Origin of the sequence: Nocardioides sp. NPDC006303, assembly GCF_040613175.1 — a bacterium.
Lineage (GTDB): Bacteria > Actinomycetota > Actinomycetes > Propionibacteriales > Nocardioidaceae > Nocardioides.
Genome location: NZ_JBEXRR010000002.1, coordinates 83,351 through 97,971, shown reverse-complemented (window position 1 = coordinate 97,971; position 14,621 = coordinate 83,351). Strand labels below are relative to the sequence as shown.

At 69.4% G+C, this 14,621-nt stretch carries 15 protein-coding genes; 9 read left to right on the top strand and 6 right to left on the bottom strand.

The window, feature by feature from the left end; all coding sequences use genetic code 11:
• The first annotated feature begins 14 nt into the window (after positions 1-14).
• Positions 15-1,097: a uroporphyrinogen decarboxylase gene (hemE, locus tag ABZY89_RS01980; RefSeq protein WP_355224228.1), complete on the top strand. Its 1,083-nt coding sequence runs from the start codon at positions 15-17 to the stop codon at positions 1,095-1,097.
• On the opposite strand, the gene ABZY89_RS01975 is transcribed toward hemE, so the two are convergent.
• The gene (locus ABZY89_RS01975) at positions 1,076-2,005 is read right to left on the bottom strand and encodes a LysR family transcriptional regulator (RefSeq protein ID WP_355224227.1); all 930 of its coding nucleotides are present in this window, start codon (positions 2,003-2,005) and stop codon (positions 1,076-1,078) included. The genes hemE and ABZY89_RS01975 overlap by 22 nt on opposite strands.
• A gap of 145 nt (positions 2,006-2,150) precedes the next feature.
• Here ABZY89_RS01975 and ABZY89_RS01970 point away from each other — a divergent pair, with 145 nt between their 5' ends.
• The 8 genes from ABZY89_RS01970 to hemG all read left to right on the top strand — a co-directional run bounded on the left by ABZY89_RS01970 (position 2,151) and on the right by hemG (position 10,660).
• Positions 2,151-3,392 carry an acyl-CoA dehydrogenase family protein gene (locus ABZY89_RS01970; RefSeq protein ID WP_355224225.1) on the top strand — a complete coding sequence of 414 codons (1,242 nt, stop codon included), beginning with the start codon at positions 2,151-2,153 and terminating at the stop codon, positions 3,390-3,392.
• A gap of 163 nt (positions 3,393-3,555) precedes the next feature.
• Positions 3,556-4,662, top strand: coding sequence for a dimethylsulfone monooxygenase SfnG (sfnG, locus tag ABZY89_RS01965; protein WP_355224223.1), 1,107 nt, complete (start codon positions 3,556-3,558; stop codon positions 4,660-4,662).
• On the top strand, positions 4,659-5,867 hold the full coding sequence (locus ABZY89_RS01960; protein ID WP_355224221.1) for an SfnB family sulfur acquisition oxidoreductase: 1,209 nt from the start codon (positions 4,659-4,661) through the stop codon (positions 5,865-5,867). The genes sfnG and ABZY89_RS01960 overlap by 4 nt, the downstream gene beginning before the upstream one ends.
• Before the next feature lie 32 nt (positions 5,868-5,899).
• A complete protein-coding gene (locus ABZY89_RS01955) occupies positions 5,900-7,048 on the top strand; it encodes an LLM class flavin-dependent oxidoreductase (RefSeq protein ID WP_355224219.1) in 1,149 nt (382 codons plus the stop codon).
• 9 nt (positions 7,049-7,057) lie between these two features.
• Entirely contained in the window at positions 7,058-8,401 is a 1,344-nt protein-coding gene (locus ABZY89_RS01950; RefSeq protein WP_355224218.1) for an MFS transporter, read from the top strand.
• Complete coding sequence (locus ABZY89_RS01945; protein WP_355224216.1) at positions 8,401-8,898, top strand: flavin reductase family protein; 498 nt, start codon at positions 8,401-8,403, stop codon at positions 8,896-8,898. Before ABZY89_RS01950 ends, ABZY89_RS01945 begins: the two co-directional genes overlap by 1 nt.
• A gap of 116 nt (positions 8,899-9,014) precedes the next feature.
• Positions 9,015-9,305, top strand: a complete 291-nt coding sequence (locus ABZY89_RS01940; protein ID WP_355224215.1) for a ribosomal protein L7/L12 — start codon at positions 9,015-9,017, stop codon at positions 9,303-9,305.
• Positions 9,306-9,355: 50 nt separating this feature from the next.
• Positions 9,356-10,660: a protoporphyrinogen oxidase gene (gene hemG, locus ABZY89_RS01935; protein ID WP_355224213.1), complete on the top strand. Its 1,305-nt coding sequence runs from the start codon at positions 9,356-9,358 to the stop codon at positions 10,658-10,660.
• A 3-nt stretch (positions 10,661-10,663) separates the two neighbouring features.
• Here the strand turns inward: hemG and ABZY89_RS01930 are convergent, their stop codons facing one another.
• The 5 genes from ABZY89_RS01930 to ABZY89_RS01910 form a co-directional block, all read right to left on the bottom strand.
• Complete coding sequence (locus ABZY89_RS01930) at positions 10,664-11,299, bottom strand: protein TPRXL (RefSeq protein WP_355224211.1); 636 nt, start codon at positions 11,297-11,299, stop codon at positions 10,664-10,666.
• Positions 11,292-11,933, bottom strand: coding sequence for a hypothetical protein (locus ABZY89_RS01925; protein WP_355224209.1), 642 nt, complete (start codon positions 11,931-11,933; stop codon positions 11,292-11,294). Before ABZY89_RS01925 ends, ABZY89_RS01930 begins: the two co-directional genes overlap by 8 nt.
• Positions 11,933-13,141: a hypothetical protein gene (locus ABZY89_RS01920; protein WP_355224207.1), complete on the bottom strand. Its 1,209-nt coding sequence runs from the start codon at positions 13,139-13,141 to the stop codon at positions 11,933-11,935. Before ABZY89_RS01920 ends, ABZY89_RS01925 begins: the two co-directional genes overlap by 1 nt.
• Before the next feature lie 12 nt (positions 13,142-13,153).
• Positions 13,154-13,450, bottom strand: a complete 297-nt coding sequence (locus ABZY89_RS01915; protein WP_355224205.1) for a flagellar protein FlgN — start codon at positions 13,448-13,450, stop codon at positions 13,154-13,156.
• A gap of 197 nt (positions 13,451-13,647) precedes the next feature.
• Positions 13,648-14,568 carry an alpha/beta hydrolase gene (locus ABZY89_RS01910; protein ID WP_355224204.1) on the bottom strand — a complete coding sequence of 307 codons (921 nt, stop codon included), beginning with the start codon at positions 14,566-14,568 and terminating at the stop codon, positions 13,648-13,650.
• Between the last annotated feature and the right edge of the window lie 53 nt (positions 14,569-14,621).

The following is a 14,621-nucleotide window of genomic DNA, read 5'->3' as shown; positions in this document are numbered from 1 at the left end:
GGGACCATTGCCAGGTGGCCGCTGAACACACCTCTGGGAAGACCCCCGACCTGCTCGCATCTTCCCCGTTCCTGCAAGCACTCGCAGGGCAGAAGCCGAGCCGTACGCCGGTGTGGTTCATGCGCCAGGCCGGCCGGTCGCTGCCCGAGTATCTGAAGGTCCGCGAGGGCATCGGCATGCTCGAGTCCTGCCAGGACGCCGACCTGATCACCGAGATCACCCTGCAGCCCGTACGCCGCTACGGGGTCGACGCGGCCATCTTCTTCTCCGACATCGTGCTGCCGCTGAAGGCGGTCGGTGTCGACCTCGACATCAAGCCCGGCGTCGGCCCGGTCATCGCCAACCCGGTGCGCACCCTGGCCGACGTGGAGGCGATCCCGGACCTGACACCGGAGCACGTCACCTACATCACCGAAGCCGTCCAGAACCTCATCGGTGAGCTGGCCGGCATCAACGGCGGCACCCCGTTGATCGGCTTCGCCGGCGCCCCGTTCACCGTGGCCTCCTACCTGGTCGAGGGCGGCCCCTCGAAGGAGTACGCCAAGACCAAGGCGCTCATGTTCGGCGCCCCCGACGTGTGGGACGCCCTGATGCGCAAGATCGCCGGGATCTCCGGCGCGTTCCTGGAGGTCCAGGTCCGCGCGGGTGCCTCCGCGGTGCAGCTCTTCGACTCCTGGGCCGGCGCCTGCACGCCCGCCGACTACGAGCGTCACGTGCTGCCCTACTCGACCCAGGTGATGACCCGGATCGGTGAGCTCGGTGTCCCGCGGATCCACTTCGGCGTCAACTCCGCCATGCTCCTCCCGCTGATGGGCAGCGCCGGTGCCGAGGTCGTCGGTGTCGACTGGCGTACGCCGCTGGACTGGGCGATCACCCAGCTCGGCGACGACTTCGGAGTCCAGGGCAACCTCGACCCCGCCCTCGTCTTCGCGCCCACCGAGGTGATGCTCGAGCAGGCCGGGAAGATCATCGAGACCGGGCGTCGCGCCAAGGGCCACATCTTCAACCTCGGCCACGGCGTTATCCCGAGCACCGACCCCGACCAGCTCGCCCGGCTCACCGAGTTCGTGCAGAGCTACGAGCCGGCCGAGGGCTGAGCCCGAGCGCGCTGAGAGCGGGCAGCCGTCTCGGCGAGCAGCTCGAGGAGGCTTCGCGCCCCCGAGGTCGTACGTGCGTTGTGCCGTCGCGCCGCGACCATCGTCACCCGGGAGCGGTCCCCGGCGAGGGGACGTACAGTGATGTGTCCGCCCGTCTCGCGCGGGTCGCCGACGACGCTGTAGTCGGGCAGCAGGGTCAGTCCGAGGCCCTCGCCGACCATCATCTTGCCCATCTCGGCGCCGTCGGTGGCGTGCCAGTGGTGGGGGAGGTCGCGACCGAAGACGCGGTGGGCGAAGCGATACATCAGGTAGCCCGCGCGCATGCCGACGAACGGCTCCTCGCGGAGTTCCGCGACGGTGATCTCGTCGCGGGAGGCGAGCGGGTGGCCCGCGGGCAGCACGACGATCGGCCGTCCGTGGAGAAGCGCGCTGCCCTCGACCGTCGGCGGCAGGTCGTCGCCGTCGAGCAGGTTGACCAGACCGATGTCGATCGTGCCCTCGACGAGGGCGAGGTAGATGTCCTCCTGCACCATGGTGCGTACCTCGACGCTCGTGCGCGGATGCTCGTCGGCGAATCTCCGCAACGTCGGTAGCAGCACGGTCGAGGTGCCGGCGTGGACCGTGCCGACCCGCACCGAGCTGACCCCGGCGCTCTGGTCGCCGGCGGCCAGGCGGAGGCGGTCGACGGCCTCCAGGACGTCGGACATGGAGTGCAGCAGCTCCTGGCCCTCGCGGCTGATCCGGGCCCCGGCGCGGCGCCGGTCGAGCAGGGTCACGCCGAGCTCGCGTTCGAGCTTGGTGATCGCCTCGCTCAGGGCGGGCTGGGAGATGTGGAGCTGCTCGCTCGCGCGGCGCAGCGAGCCGTACTGGGTCACGGCCGCGATGTACTCCAGCTGCTCGATCCTCACGCTGTCCTCTCGTCGGTCGGTGATCGGTCATCCCGAGCGGGTGATCGGTGATCGCTGGCCTCCAGCCTGTCTCACGCTCCCCATTCTCAAGTAACTTGGTCGATTAAAGACAGAAATATCCACGACGCAAGACTGAGAGGGCGCGATGACAACCGAAGCTGTACGCACCGCCGCGGAGTTCGGCGCGGCACCCACGACTCCGGAGGGCTGGGTCGACCGTGCCCGCGAGGTGGCCACCAGGCTCTCCGTGGACGCGGTCGCCCGCGACCGGGCCAACCAGGTCCCGACGTACGAGGTGAACCTGCTCAAGGAGAGCGGCCTGGTCACCCTGCTCGGCCCCGCCGAGCACGGCGGCGCCGGCCAGGACTGGACGACCGCGCTGCGCGTGGTCCGGGCGGTCGCCGCGGGCGACGGCTCGATCGGGCAGCTGCTCGGCTACCACTACCTGTGGGCCTGGGCGGCGCGGCTGGTCGGCACCCCGGAGCAGATCGCCGCCGTCGAGCAGCTCTACACCGAGAACAACTTCTTCTTCGGTGGCGCGGTCAACCCGCGCGACGACGACCTGGTGATCAAGGTCGAGGGTGACGAGCTCGTCTTCGCCGGCCGCAAGTCGTTCTCGACAGGCGGAAGGATCTCCGACCTGACCGTGCTCGAAGGGGTCATCGAGGGCACCGAGAAGCACGTCTTCGCGATCGTCCCGACCCAGCAGGAGGCCATCGTCTTCGCCGGCGACTGGGACAACCTCGGCCAGCGGCTCACCGAGTCCGGCGCCGTCGAGATCAACGGCGTGCGCGTCCCCTGGGAGTCCGCGGCCGGCTATGTGAAGAAGGAGGATGGGACGTACGAGTTCGCCCCGCGGGTCTACAACACGCTCAACGTGCCGATCATCCAGCTGATCTTCACCAACTTCTACCTCGGGATCGCGGAGGGCGCACTGACGACCGCGGCGACCTACACCCGCGACACGACCCGCGCCTGGCCCTACGCCGGAGACGTCAAGGAGACGGGGAGCGAGGAGTTCTACATCCAGGAGACGTACGGCGACCTCACTTCGAAGCTGTGGGCGGCCCAGGCGCTGGCCGAGCGGGCGGCCGGCCTGATCGAGGCCATCAACTCGCACGCCGACGAGGTCACCGAGCAGGAGCGCGGCGAGGCTGCGGTCGTGATCGCCGCGGCCAAGCAGGTCGCGATCGACGCCGGCCTGGAGATCGGCACCAAGGTCTACGACCTCACCGGCGCCCGGGCGACCTCCAACAAGGTCGGCCTGGACATCTTCTGGCGCAACATCCGCACCCACTCGCTGCACGACCCGGTCGCGCACAAGCGGGCCGAGGTGGGCCGCTACGCGCTGCTCGGGGAGATCCCCGCGCCGACCTGGTACACGTGAGCCGGGCCCTCGGTGATCAGTAGGGCCTCTCGCCCCGACGCCGCCTGATAGGCGGCACCTATCACGGGATCGGGTCTTCCGGTGGTCCACATCGGGAGATCCGGTCCCGCCGTCTGTTTAATCAGATAAGTTTAATAGACATTCGCGATCCAAGGAGACCAGCATGACTTCACCGGCAACCGAGCCCCTGAAGTTCGCCTACTGGGTGCCCAACGTCAGTGGCGGCCTGGTGGTGAGCAAGATCGAGCAGCGCACCGACTGGAGCTACGACTACAACAAGAAGCTCGCGCAGCTGGCCGAGAACAACGGCTTCGAGTACGCCCTGTCCCAGGTGCGCTACATGGCCTCCTATGGTGCGGCCTACCAGCACGAGTCCACCTCGTTCTCCCTCGCGCTGCTGCTGGCCACCGAGCGGCTCAAGGTGATCGCCGCCGTCCACCCGGGGCTGTGGCAGCCGGGCGTACTCGCCAAGTTCCTGGCCACCGCCGACCACCTCTCCGGCGGCCGCGCGGCCGTCAACGTGGTAAGCGGCTGGTTCAAGGACGAGTTCACCCAGCTCGGCGAGCCGTGGCTCGAGCACGGCGAGCGCTACCGCCGCTCGGAGGAGTTCATCCGCTACCTCCGCGAGATCTGGACGAGTGAGGCCGCCGAGCTCAACGGAGACTTCTACCGGCTGCACGACTTCGACCTGAAGCCGAAGCCGCTGGCCAGCGAGGGTCGTCCGCACCCGGAGATCTTCCAGGGCGGCAACTCCTCCGACGCCAAGGCGATGGCCGGCCGGGTCTCGGACTGGTACTTCGCCAACGGCAACACTCCCGAGGGCCTCGCCGCGCAGATCAAGGACGTCAACGCGGTCGCCGGGCCGCTGGGACGTCGGGTCCGCTTCGGGATCAACGGCTTCATCGTCGCCCGCGACACCGAGAAGGAGGCGCGCGACACCCTCCGGGAGATCATCGACAAGGCCGACCGTGAGGCCGTCGAGGGCTTCGGCTCCGCGGTCAAGCAGGCCGGGCAGTCGACCGGCGACAAGACCGGGATGTGGCAGGACTCCAGCTTCGAGGACCTGGTGCAGTACAACGACGGCTTCCGGACCGGACTGATCGGCACGCCAGAGCAGGTCGCCGAGCGGATCGTCGAGCTCAAGAGGGCCGGCGCCGACCTGATCCTCGGCGGCTTCCTGCACTACCTCGAGGACGTGGAGTACTTCGGTCAGCGCGTCCTTCCGCTCGTGCGCGAGCTCGAGGCGCAGCAGCTGGAGTCCGTGGCTTGAGCACGACGGAGATCGCCCGACTCGACGCCGAGACCGCGCCGCTGGTGGCGCGGCGGCTGGCCGACGAGCTCGCGCTCGGCGACGGCGGACGCGACCGGGTCAGGGCGCTGCCCTACGACCAGGTCAAGGCGTACGCCGCCGCCGGGCTCGGCGCGCTCACCGTCCCCCTCGAGTTCGGCGGTCCGGCGCTTCCGGCCACGACCGTGGCGGAGGTGTTCCGGCTGGTCTCGTGGGGTGATCCCAACGTCGGCCAGGTTCCGCACAGCCACTTCGTCTTCCTCAACCAGCTCCGGCTGAACGGCACCCGCGAGCAGCAGCAGCGGATCTACAGCGAGGTGCGGGCCGGGGCGCTGGTCGCCAACGCGCAGTCGGAGTTCGGCACCAAGCACGTACGCGACATCCGGACGACCCTCACGCCAGCCCGGGAGGAGGGGGAGTGGCTGCTGAACGGCGAGAAGTTCTACTGCACCGGCTCGCTCTTCGCCGACTATCTCGCCGTGCTTGCGCGGCGTGAGGTCGATGGGCCGCTGCAGGTGGCCTGGGTCCGCACGGAGACTCCCGGCGTCGAGATCATCGACGACTGGGATGCCGTCGGGCAGCGTACGACCGGGTCCGGCACGGTGCGCCTCACCGACGTCGCCGTGGCCGAGGAGTGGGTGACGCCGTTCGCGGTCACCTTCGACGTGCCGACGACCTACGGCGCCTTCGCGCAGCTGCTGCACGCGGCCATCGACGCCGGGATCGCCCGGCGCGCGCTGGACGAGGCCTCCGAGTTCGTACGCACGAAGTCCCGGCCCTACGCCGACGCCGTCGCGTTCGCCGGGGTCGAGACCGCCGCGCAGGACCCGCTGGTCGTCCAGGCCTTCGGCGAGATGGAGCTGGCGGTACGCAGCGCCGAGGCGCTCCTCGCCGAGGCGGCACGACGCGTGGACGAGGCCGACGCGGACCTCACCGAGGCATCGGCGGCCGAGGCGAGCCTGGCCGTGGCGGCTGCCCGAGCGTCGACCGCGAAGGTGTCGGTCGATGTCACCAGCCGGCTGCTCGAGGTCTCTGGCACCCGGGCGGCTCTGACGTCCACCAACCTCGACCGCCACTGGCGCAACGCACGCACCCACACCCTCCACGACCCGGCCGCCTGGAAGGTCCAGCACCTCGGGCGGTGGGCGGTCGACGCCACCCCGCCACCTCGCCACGGCCAGATCTGACATCCCTACATCCCACTCGAAAGGCAGCAGCGATGAGCACGCTCAAGTTCCACTGGTTCCTCCCGACCAACGGCGGCGACGGCCGTCACGTGATCGGCGGCGGTCACGGCGTCAGCGCGTTGGCGTCCGGCCGTCCGGCGACGGTGCCCTACCTCGGCCAGATCGCCCGCAGCGCCGAGCAGCTCGGCTTCGAGGCGGCGCTGACGCCGACCGGCGCGTGGTGCGAGGACGCCTGGGTGACGACCGCGATGCTCAGCTCCGTCTCGGAGCGGCTGAAGTTCCTGGTCGCGTTCCGGCCCGACTCGGTCTCGCCCTACCTGGCCGCGCAGATGGCCGGCACCTTCCAGAACCTGTCCGGGCAGCGGCTGCTCCTCAACGTCGTCACCGGAGGTGAGGACCACGAGCAGCGGATGTACGGCGACTTCCTGGTCAAGGACGAGCGCTACGAGCGGTGCGGGGAGTTCCTGCACATCGTCCGCCGGCTCTGGGCCGGGGAGACGGTGACCTTCTCCGGCAAGCACCTCTCCGTCGAGAACGCGCGCCTCGAGCAGCGGCCGACGCCGGTCCCGGACGTCTACTTCGGCGGCTCCTCGCCTGCGGCCCTGGATGTCGCCGCCGAGTACGCCGACGTCTACCTGACCTGGGGCGAGCCGCCGGCCGCGGTCGCGGAGAAGATCGCGAAGGTGCAGAAGCTGGCGGCCGACCGCGGGCGCGAGCTCCGCTTCGGGATCCGGCTGCACTCGATCGCCCGGGAGACCTCCGCTGCTGCGTGGGCGGAGGCGGACCGGCTGCTCGAGAACATCTCGGACGAGGACATCGAGCGAGTCCAGGCTGGGCTGTCCCGCAGCGTCTCGGAGGGCCAGCGGCGGATGCTGGAGCTCAATCAGGGCTCCCGCGACGGGCTCGAGGTGTACCCCAACCTGTGGGCGGGCGTCGGGCTGGTCCGCGGTGGTGCCGGGACCGCGCTGGTCGGCTCCTACACCGAGATCGCCGACCTGATCGAGGCGTACCACTCCGTCGGGATCTCCGAGTTCGTGCTCTCCGGCTACCCGCACCTGGAGGAGTCCTACTGGTTCGGCGAGGGCGTCCTGCCCGAGCTCGCCCGCCGAGGCCTGTGGTCCCACCCTGCCCCTGTCGCCGGCCGCGGGGCAGCGGTGCCCTTCGGCGCCGCGGCTCAGTAGGAGGCGAACGTGTCCACCCCCACAGCCACCTCCGCCAGCCCGAAGCGCGTCGCGCTCGCGGCCTCGGTCGGTGCCACCATCGAGTGGTACGACTTCTTCCTCTACGGCACCGCCGCCGGCCTCGTCTTCGACAAGCTCTACTTCAACGGACTCAACGGCACCGCTGCCACGTTCGCGTCCTTCGCCACCTTCGCCGTCGGGTTCCTGGCCCGCCCGGTCGGAGGGCTGATCTTCGGGCACTTCGGCGACCGGATCGGTCGCAAGACCATGCTGATCTGGACGCTCGTGATCATGGGAGTGGGCACCTCGCTGGTCGGGCTGCTCCCGACGTACGACTCCATCGGGGTGATCGCCCCGATCGCGCTCGTCGTGCTCCGGATCCTGCAGGGGATCGGCGTCGGCGGTGAGTACGGCGGCGCGGTGCTGCTGGCCACCGAGTACGCACCGGCCGGGCGCCGCGGGCTCTACGGCAGCTTCGCGCACATCGGTGTCCCGGGCGGGCTGGTGCTCGCCTCCGGGGCGTTCGCGGTGGCGTCGCAGCTGCCCGACGCGGCCTTCCTGGCGTGGGGATGGCGGGTCTGCTTCCTGATCTCGATCGTGCTGCTCGCCATCGGCGCCTGGATCCGGCTCTCGATCATGGAGACGCCTTCGTTTCAGGAGGTGCAGGCGGAGAAGAAGGTCTCCAAGCTGCCGGTCGGGGAGCTCTTCCGGCATCAGCCGCGCACGCTGCTGCTCGGGATGGGGACCCGGTTCGTGGAGGGTTTCACCTACAACCTCTATTCGGTCTTCCTGCTCTCCTACGCGGTGGCGGACGCGGGCCTGAGCCGGTCGGTGGTGCTCAACGCGATCATGGCCGGCGCCCTGCTGGGCGTGGTGGTGACAGTCGCCTCCGGAGCGCTGAGCGACCGGTTCGGACGGCGGCCGGTCTACACGGTCGGGGCCGTGCTGGGGCTGGTGATCGCCTTCCCGGTCGCGGCCGCGGTGCAGTCCGGCGCGGTGGTGCCGTCGGTGGCGGCATTCGTCGGTGGACTGGGCCTGGTCTACGGCACCGTCTACGGGCCGTTGGCGGCGTTCTGGAGCGAGCTGTTCGACACCCGCTACCGGTTCTCCGCGCTCAACGCGCTCTACCAGATCTCAGGAGTGGTGGCCTCCGGGCTGACGCCGCTGATCGCGGCCGCCCTGGTGGCGCTCTCCGACGACCGCTCGCTGTGGTGGGTGGCTGGCTACAACGTCGTGGTCGCCGTGATCAGTCTGACCTGCATGTGGCTGCTGCCGGAGACCCGTGGCGAGAGGCTGCGGGACACGGCCGTGGACGAGGCGCGGGCAGTGCCCGCGAGAGAGGTGGTGGCGTGATGACCAGTCCGCTGCGTACGAATCAGGATCTCGACCCGGCCGCGTTGCGGCAGGCCTTCGGAGTCTTCCCGAGCGGGGTGGTGGCGGTCGCCGCCGTGGTCGACGGTCGCCCCGTCGGTCTGGCCGCGTCGTCGTTCACCTCGGTCTCCCTGGACCCGCCCCTGGTCTCCTTCTCCGTGGCCCGGACCTCGAAGACGTGGCCCGACCTGCGGCGCTCCTCGCACCTGGGTGTCACCGTGCTCGCCGAGCACCACGGCGAGGTCTGCCGCCAGCTCGCCGGTCCGGTCGACTCCCGCTTCGACGGCCTCGTGGTCAGCTCGTCCCTCGACGGAGCCCTCACCCTCGACGAGGGCCTCGCACGGTTCGACTGCACGATCTATCGCGAGGTCGAGGCCGGAGACCACATCGTCGTACTCCTCCAGCTCCACGCCGCCGACCACGGCGCCGGCCAGCCCCTCGTCTTCCACCGCTCCAACTTCGGAAAGCTGGCCAGCTGACCCCACCCGGCCGAGGCGTCAGGTACGTCGGCCGAGACGGCACTTACGTCGGTCGAGTGGGCACTTCGGTGCCGTCTCGGCCGACGGGGGTGACGCCTCGGCACTATGGTTCGGCTGTGGATACCTTCGGAGTCGTAGCCCTCGTCGGTCTGATCCTGCTCTACTTCGTGATCGAGTCGTCGGGGAGCAGAACTCGTGCGGAGCTCACTCGCCGGATGAACAGGCTCGAGGACAAGGTCGACCTGCTCCTGAAGCACGCTGGGGTGGAGGAGCCGCCGCTGCCGCGGCAGGACGAGGTCGTGGCGCTGGTGCGTGCGGGCAAGAAGATCGAGGCGATCAAGGTCTATCGGGAGGCAACCGGCGTCGGGCTGGCCGAGGCCAAGCAAGCGGTCGAGCAGCTCACCTGAGCAGCCCACCTCGTCAGCATCGCCTCAGGGGCGGATGGGAGACTGACGCTGTGCGTGTCATCGTCGTCGGAGCAGGGATCGCCGGACTGACCGCGGCCCGCGATCTGTCCCTGAAGGGCCACCGGGTCACCGTGCTGGAGGCCTCCGACCGGGTCGGCGGAAAGATCCGCGGGGAGTCCGTCGCCGGACAGACGGTCGACGTCGGCGCCGAGGCGATGCTCAACCGCCGGCCGGAGGGCGTGTCTCTGGCTCGTGAGGTCGGCCTCGACGTGGTCCACCCCACCGACGCGAAGTCCTCGATCTGGTCCCGCGGCGCGCTGCGGCCGATCCCGCGGTCGATCATGGGCGTGCCTCTCGACCTGGCCGCGCTGGAGTCCTCGGGTCTGCTCTCGGAGGAGACCCTGGAGGTCGTACGCCGCGAACCCACGCTCCCGCCTGCGAAGACGGACGAGGACATCTCGGTCGGTGACCTCATCGCGGCCCGCTTCGGGGACGAGACGGCCGACCGGCTGGCAGAGCCGTTGCTCGCGGGGGTCTACGCCGGCCACGCCCGTGCGATCTCGGTGAAGGCGGCTGCCCCGCAGCTGTTCATGCTGGCCGAGAAGGGGTCGCTGCTGGAGGCCGCCGCCGCGCTCCCGAGCTCGTCGGTGCCGGTCTTCGCCGGGATCGACGGTGGCATGTCCCGGTTGCCGGCGACCCTCGCCGCGGGCCTCGACATCCGGCTCGACACCCAGGTCGACACCGTCACCCGGACCCCGCAGGGCTTCCTGATCGAGATCGGCGGCGCGGTGGAGACCGCAGATGCCGTGGTGGTCGCGACCCCCGCTCCGGTGGCCGCGAAGCTGCTCCGCTCGACCGCCCCGGCGGTCGCGCGCGAGCTGTCCGGGATCGAGACCGCGAGCGTCGCCGTGATCACCTTCGCCTTCGCCGAGCTCCCCGCGGAGCTGGCCGGCAGGTCCGGATTCCTCGTTCCGCCCGTCGAGGACTGCGCGATCAAGGCCTCCACCTTCTCCTTCGCCAAGTGGGCCTGGGTGGGGGAGCGCGGCAACTACCTGCGTACGTCCATCGGGCGCCACGGCGAGCCGCCCTCGGACGACGACGACCGGCTCGTCGCCGACTCGCTGGCGGCCCTGGAGCGGATCGCCGGCATCACCGCGAAGCCGTCCGACGTGCACGTCCAGCGTTGGACCGACGCGCTACCGCAGTATCCCGTCGGGCATCTCGACCGGGTCGCCCGGATCCGGCAAGGACTCCGCGGCGTGCCCGGTCTCGCCCTCGCCGGGGCCTCTTACGATGGCGTCGGGATCCCGGCCACGATCGCCTCGGCCCACCGCGCCGCCGCGGACATCAGCTGATCCTCAGGCCGGCACCCACCGCAGCGTCGAGACACAGACGTCCAGCGCCAGCTTCCACGCCAGGAACTTCTCGTCGGTCGCGGCCATGTCCAACGGGCGGGCGATCGTCGCGGTCAGCTGGAGCCCCCGTCGCCGCTTCGAGCCGGGGACGGGGGTCATGTAGACGATCGTCGTCGCGACCACCGGCTCGTCGCCCTGGGCGGTCTTGGTCGACTCGCGCTCGTACCTGATGAACCGCTTGTCGCCGAACAACGGCTTGGCGCCGTGGTCACGGATGATCGCGGCGACGTGGGTGTCGAGGGTTCCGCCGCCGTGGGCGTGGAACGTCGTCGCGACGATCGCGCCGGGAATGATGGCGAGGCTGTCGGTCTCGGCGGTGGCGGCGAAGTAGGCCTTGACCTGATGCTGCTTCATGAGCGCGTACGCCTGATCGAGCTGCACCCGCATGGAGGCGTGGAGCTCGGGCCTGTTGATGCTCATGAAGCGCTTCTTCAACGCCGCGTCCATCGCGGCCCGGTCGACCTCGTCCGGGGAGTGACGTTCCCAGCCGGGGAGGAGCCTCAGCTCGAACTCCGGCTCCTTGGTGCCGCCGAGCAGCTCGCGTAGCGAGGACTGCGGAGCGGGTGCTGCCTTAGACAAAGGACGAGTCCTCCCAGACGTCGAACGGGTCGCTCAGCATGCCGGGGACCGGCTCTGCCGAGAACGGGGTGCCATCAGGGCGTACGACCTCGAGCTCGGCGAGGAAGAGCGGCATGTCCGCGATGGTGAGACCGAAGATCTCGGGTGCGCCTGCCTCGACCACGACCATCACGCTGATCTCCTGCGTCGAGAAGACGAAGATGCCGGTGAGGAACTCGACGGTCTCACCGTCGATCTCTCCGGTCCTGGACGCGAGACATCTCAGCCCGGGACCGAGAGCGGCCCCTGCGTACTCATCGACGTCGAAGCCCTGCTGCCGCCACTCCTCGGGCGAGGTCGGCTCGCCGCCCCCGAGTACGACCCGCACCCGGCTGACGACGGGCGCGGGCAGCGGCCAGTGGAGCATCGAGGCCAGCGTCCCGGGGTGGAGGTCGCCGGCGAGGTGGTGGGCAAGCAGGGCACGCGCGCCGGGGTCGACCTCGTCGGTCCACTCGCCGTCCCAGGTGTCGCGGAGCGAGGCGAGCACGTCCTCGACCCACCTCTCCGCACCCGCGGCGTCGAGCTCGCCCGCGTTCGGGACCCAGATCCATCGCTCCGATGGCTGGGCGATCTCAGCTTCCCATGTCTCCGGCATCATCCCTCCGAGGGCTGTGCGCTCTGCTGGTCATTGGTGCGCCGCTCGTTCAGTGCCTGGCTCGTCGAGGTGGTGCCGTACCACTCGCCTGCCCACTTCCCCAGGCCGCTGAGCCCGTCGAAGCCAGCCCCGACCTTCTGGCCCCAGGTCCCGGTGCGTATCCCCCCGTAGATGGCCATCCCGGTGGCGATGTCGGAGCCGCTCATGATGCCCACGGGAATGTCCTTGGGGGGCTTGAACGGGTTGGCCATCCAAGCGGCCCTGGTCCGGGGGACCTCCCTGAAGCCGGTGGAGATGGAGAGTGCGGTCTTGAACTTGGCGCCGAACGTGACGTTCACGGGAGGTGGGTTCAGCGGCGCCGCTCGTTTCAGAGCAAAGTTTCCGTAGCCTCGTCCGGCCGCGCCGGCGGTCTTCCCGCCGGAGGCGGCACCCTTCCCCATCGCTGTCCAGGCCTTCCCGATCTGGCCGAGCTTTCCGAAGGGGAGCACCGCGAGAACCGCCAAGAGCACGTCTGTCACCTCGCATTTGCCGGCTGACGCCTGGACGATCTTGCCGATCAGCACCAAGGCGCCGAGGGCGAATCCGATGACGGCGACGATGCCACCGAGGAAGAGCCCGGCGATCATGAAGACCATGGCGATGGCCTCGAGAATGTTGATGAGGAAGCCGAAGATCTCCCAGAAGCCGTCCTTGATGCTGCCGGCCATCTCGTTGCCGATGCCGTTGACGGCGAGGTCATAGGCGTCTTCCCAGGTGTCGTACTGGGCGTCCCAGCTCTCCGCGTCGTCCTGCCATTCGTCGTACGCGGTCTTCTTCGCCTGCCCCTCGGCGTCGTCCTCCTCGCGGTCTCCCGGAAGCCCCTCGTAGGTGGTCCACTTGTCCGTGCAGGACTCGACCAGCGGCCCCATCTTGGCCTGGACCTCGCCGAGACTCTTGCCGTACGCCGCGATCAGCGGCCCGACGGGCGTGTACAGCTCGCTGGCCTCCCGCAACGTCTCGTAGGAGGACCCGATCTTGTCCTGAAGCTCAGCGACGGCCTTTCCCTGCATCTGGCCGTCGGCCAGCTCTCCGGTGGCGATCTGCTCGAGCACGGTGGCCGCCTCGGACATCTGCTCGCCGAGCTCTTCGATCTTGTTGCCGCGAGCGACGATCACCGCCGAGTCGCCGATGACGGGTTGGATCTCCCGCCCCTTGGGTGACTGATCCATGACTCACTCCATCTATTTCTGCTGGAACAGGAGAGCCGTCTCGCTGTCCCAGTTCTGGAAGCCCTCGACGACGCCCTTGATGTGGTCCCGCACGTCGGACAGCTCGTCCTTGAGATCGTTGCGCTTCATGTCCCAGCGCTGTTCGAAGTCGTCGGCCTGACCGCGCAGTTCGCCGCGCCGGAACGGGTTCCCGATGGCGCCTTCGAGCGCGTCGGCATTGCCGACCGCATGGTCGAACTCATCGATGATCGAATCCAGCTTCTTGACCGTCTGATCAAGAGTCTCGATCTTGACGGAGACGTCTGGCATGTCGCTACGCCTTTCCGGTATGCGCAGGGCTCGCCGAGGACTCGCGAAAGCGCTCTCAGTCGCAGGCGAATGGGGGGATCCAGGTGGCGCACAACCCGAGACAACCTGGCGACGGACACCTGGGTGGAACGTTACAACACGGCCCGGCGCCGAGGGTTAACAAACTCCTAAGCGAATGTAGAAAACTCCTGATGATCTCACCGCAGGAACGCGACGATCCCGTCGAGAGCCTTCCGGGCCGCCGGGGCAACCCCGGGAAGCGACATGAACCCGTGGAACGCGGTGTCGTAGTCCACGAGCGAGACCGGCGTCCCGGCAGCGCGGAGCGCCTCCGCGTACCGCGTGCCGTGGTCGCGGATCGGGTCGTGCAGCGCGGTGATGATGTGGGCCGGCGGCAGGTCGGCGTGCGACGTGGCACGCAGGGGAGAGGCATGCCAGGACTCGTCCCCGTAGCGCTCGCCCATGTAGAGGTGGCCGAAGGTGCTCATCTGCGTCGAGGTGAGCACCGGCCCGTTGGCGTTGGCCGCCTCGGAGGGGAACTTCTCGTACATCTCCACCGCCGGGTAGATCAGCACCTGCGCGCGGATGGCGGGACCGCCCGCATCACGCGCCATCAGCGAGACCACGGCCGCCAGGTTGCCGCCGGCGCTGTCGCCCATCACCGCGATCCGTGACGGGTCTCCGCCCAGGTCGGCGGCGTGTTTGGCGACCCACTCCACGGTGGCCCAGGCGTCCTCGACGGCAGCCGGGAACGGGTTCTCCGGAGCCAGCCGGTAGGACGGCGCGATCACGATCGAGCCGGTCCCCGCCGCGACGTGCGAGGAGACCCACGCGCTCTGCTCCGGCGTCCCCAGACACCAGCCGCCGCCGTGGAAGTTGATCACGACCGGCGCAGACTCGCTGACGTCATGAGGCGTGTAGATCGCGAACCGGCGCCCGTCGACGTACGTCTCCTTGATCTCGACGTCCGCGGGACGGCCGAAGAGGAACGCGGTGACCGGCCCGGTGCGGAGCCCCTCGCGCTGGGCGCGCAGGGCGATCATCTCCTCGGCGTTCAGCGGTGTCTTGACCAGGCGCTCTTGGAGGAAGGCGAAGATGCGGGTACGCAGCGGCAGCATGCCCACACCATAGAGGCCGGAGGATGGAGCCCGGCGCGGATCGGCGACCGGCG

What these genes read in the sequence shown, in the direction of transcription:
- ABZY89_RS01955 (WP_355224219.1), top strand. Translation starts at nt 5,900, where the DNA reads ATGAGCACGCTCAAGTTCCACTGGTTCCTCCCGACCAACGGCGGCGAC.
- sfnG (WP_355224223.1), top strand. Translation starts at nt 3,556, where the DNA reads ATGACTTCACCGGCAACCGAGCCCCTGAAGTTCGCCTACTGGGTGCCC.
- ABZY89_RS01945 (WP_355224216.1), top strand. Translation starts at nt 8,401, where the DNA reads ATGACCAGTCCGCTGCGTACGAATCAGGATCTCGACCCGGCCGCGTTG.
- ABZY89_RS01920 (WP_355224207.1), bottom strand. Translation starts at nt 13,141, where the DNA reads ATGGATCAGTCACCCAAGGGGCGGGAGATCCAACCCGTCATCGGCGAC.
- ABZY89_RS01925 (WP_355224209.1), bottom strand. Translation starts at nt 11,933, where the DNA reads ATGCCGGAGACATGGGAAGCTGAGATCGCCCAGCCATCGGAGCGATGG.
- ABZY89_RS01915 (WP_355224205.1), bottom strand. Translation starts at nt 13,450, where the DNA reads ATGCCAGACGTCTCCGTCAAGATCGAGACTCTTGATCAGACGGTCAAG.
- ABZY89_RS01910 (WP_355224204.1), bottom strand. Translation starts at nt 14,568, where the DNA reads ATGCTGCCGCTGCGTACCCGCATCTTCGCCTTCCTCCAAGAGCGCCTG.
- ABZY89_RS01970 (WP_355224225.1), top strand. Translation starts at nt 2,151, where the DNA reads ATGACAACCGAAGCTGTACGCACCGCCGCGGAGTTCGGCGCGGCACCC.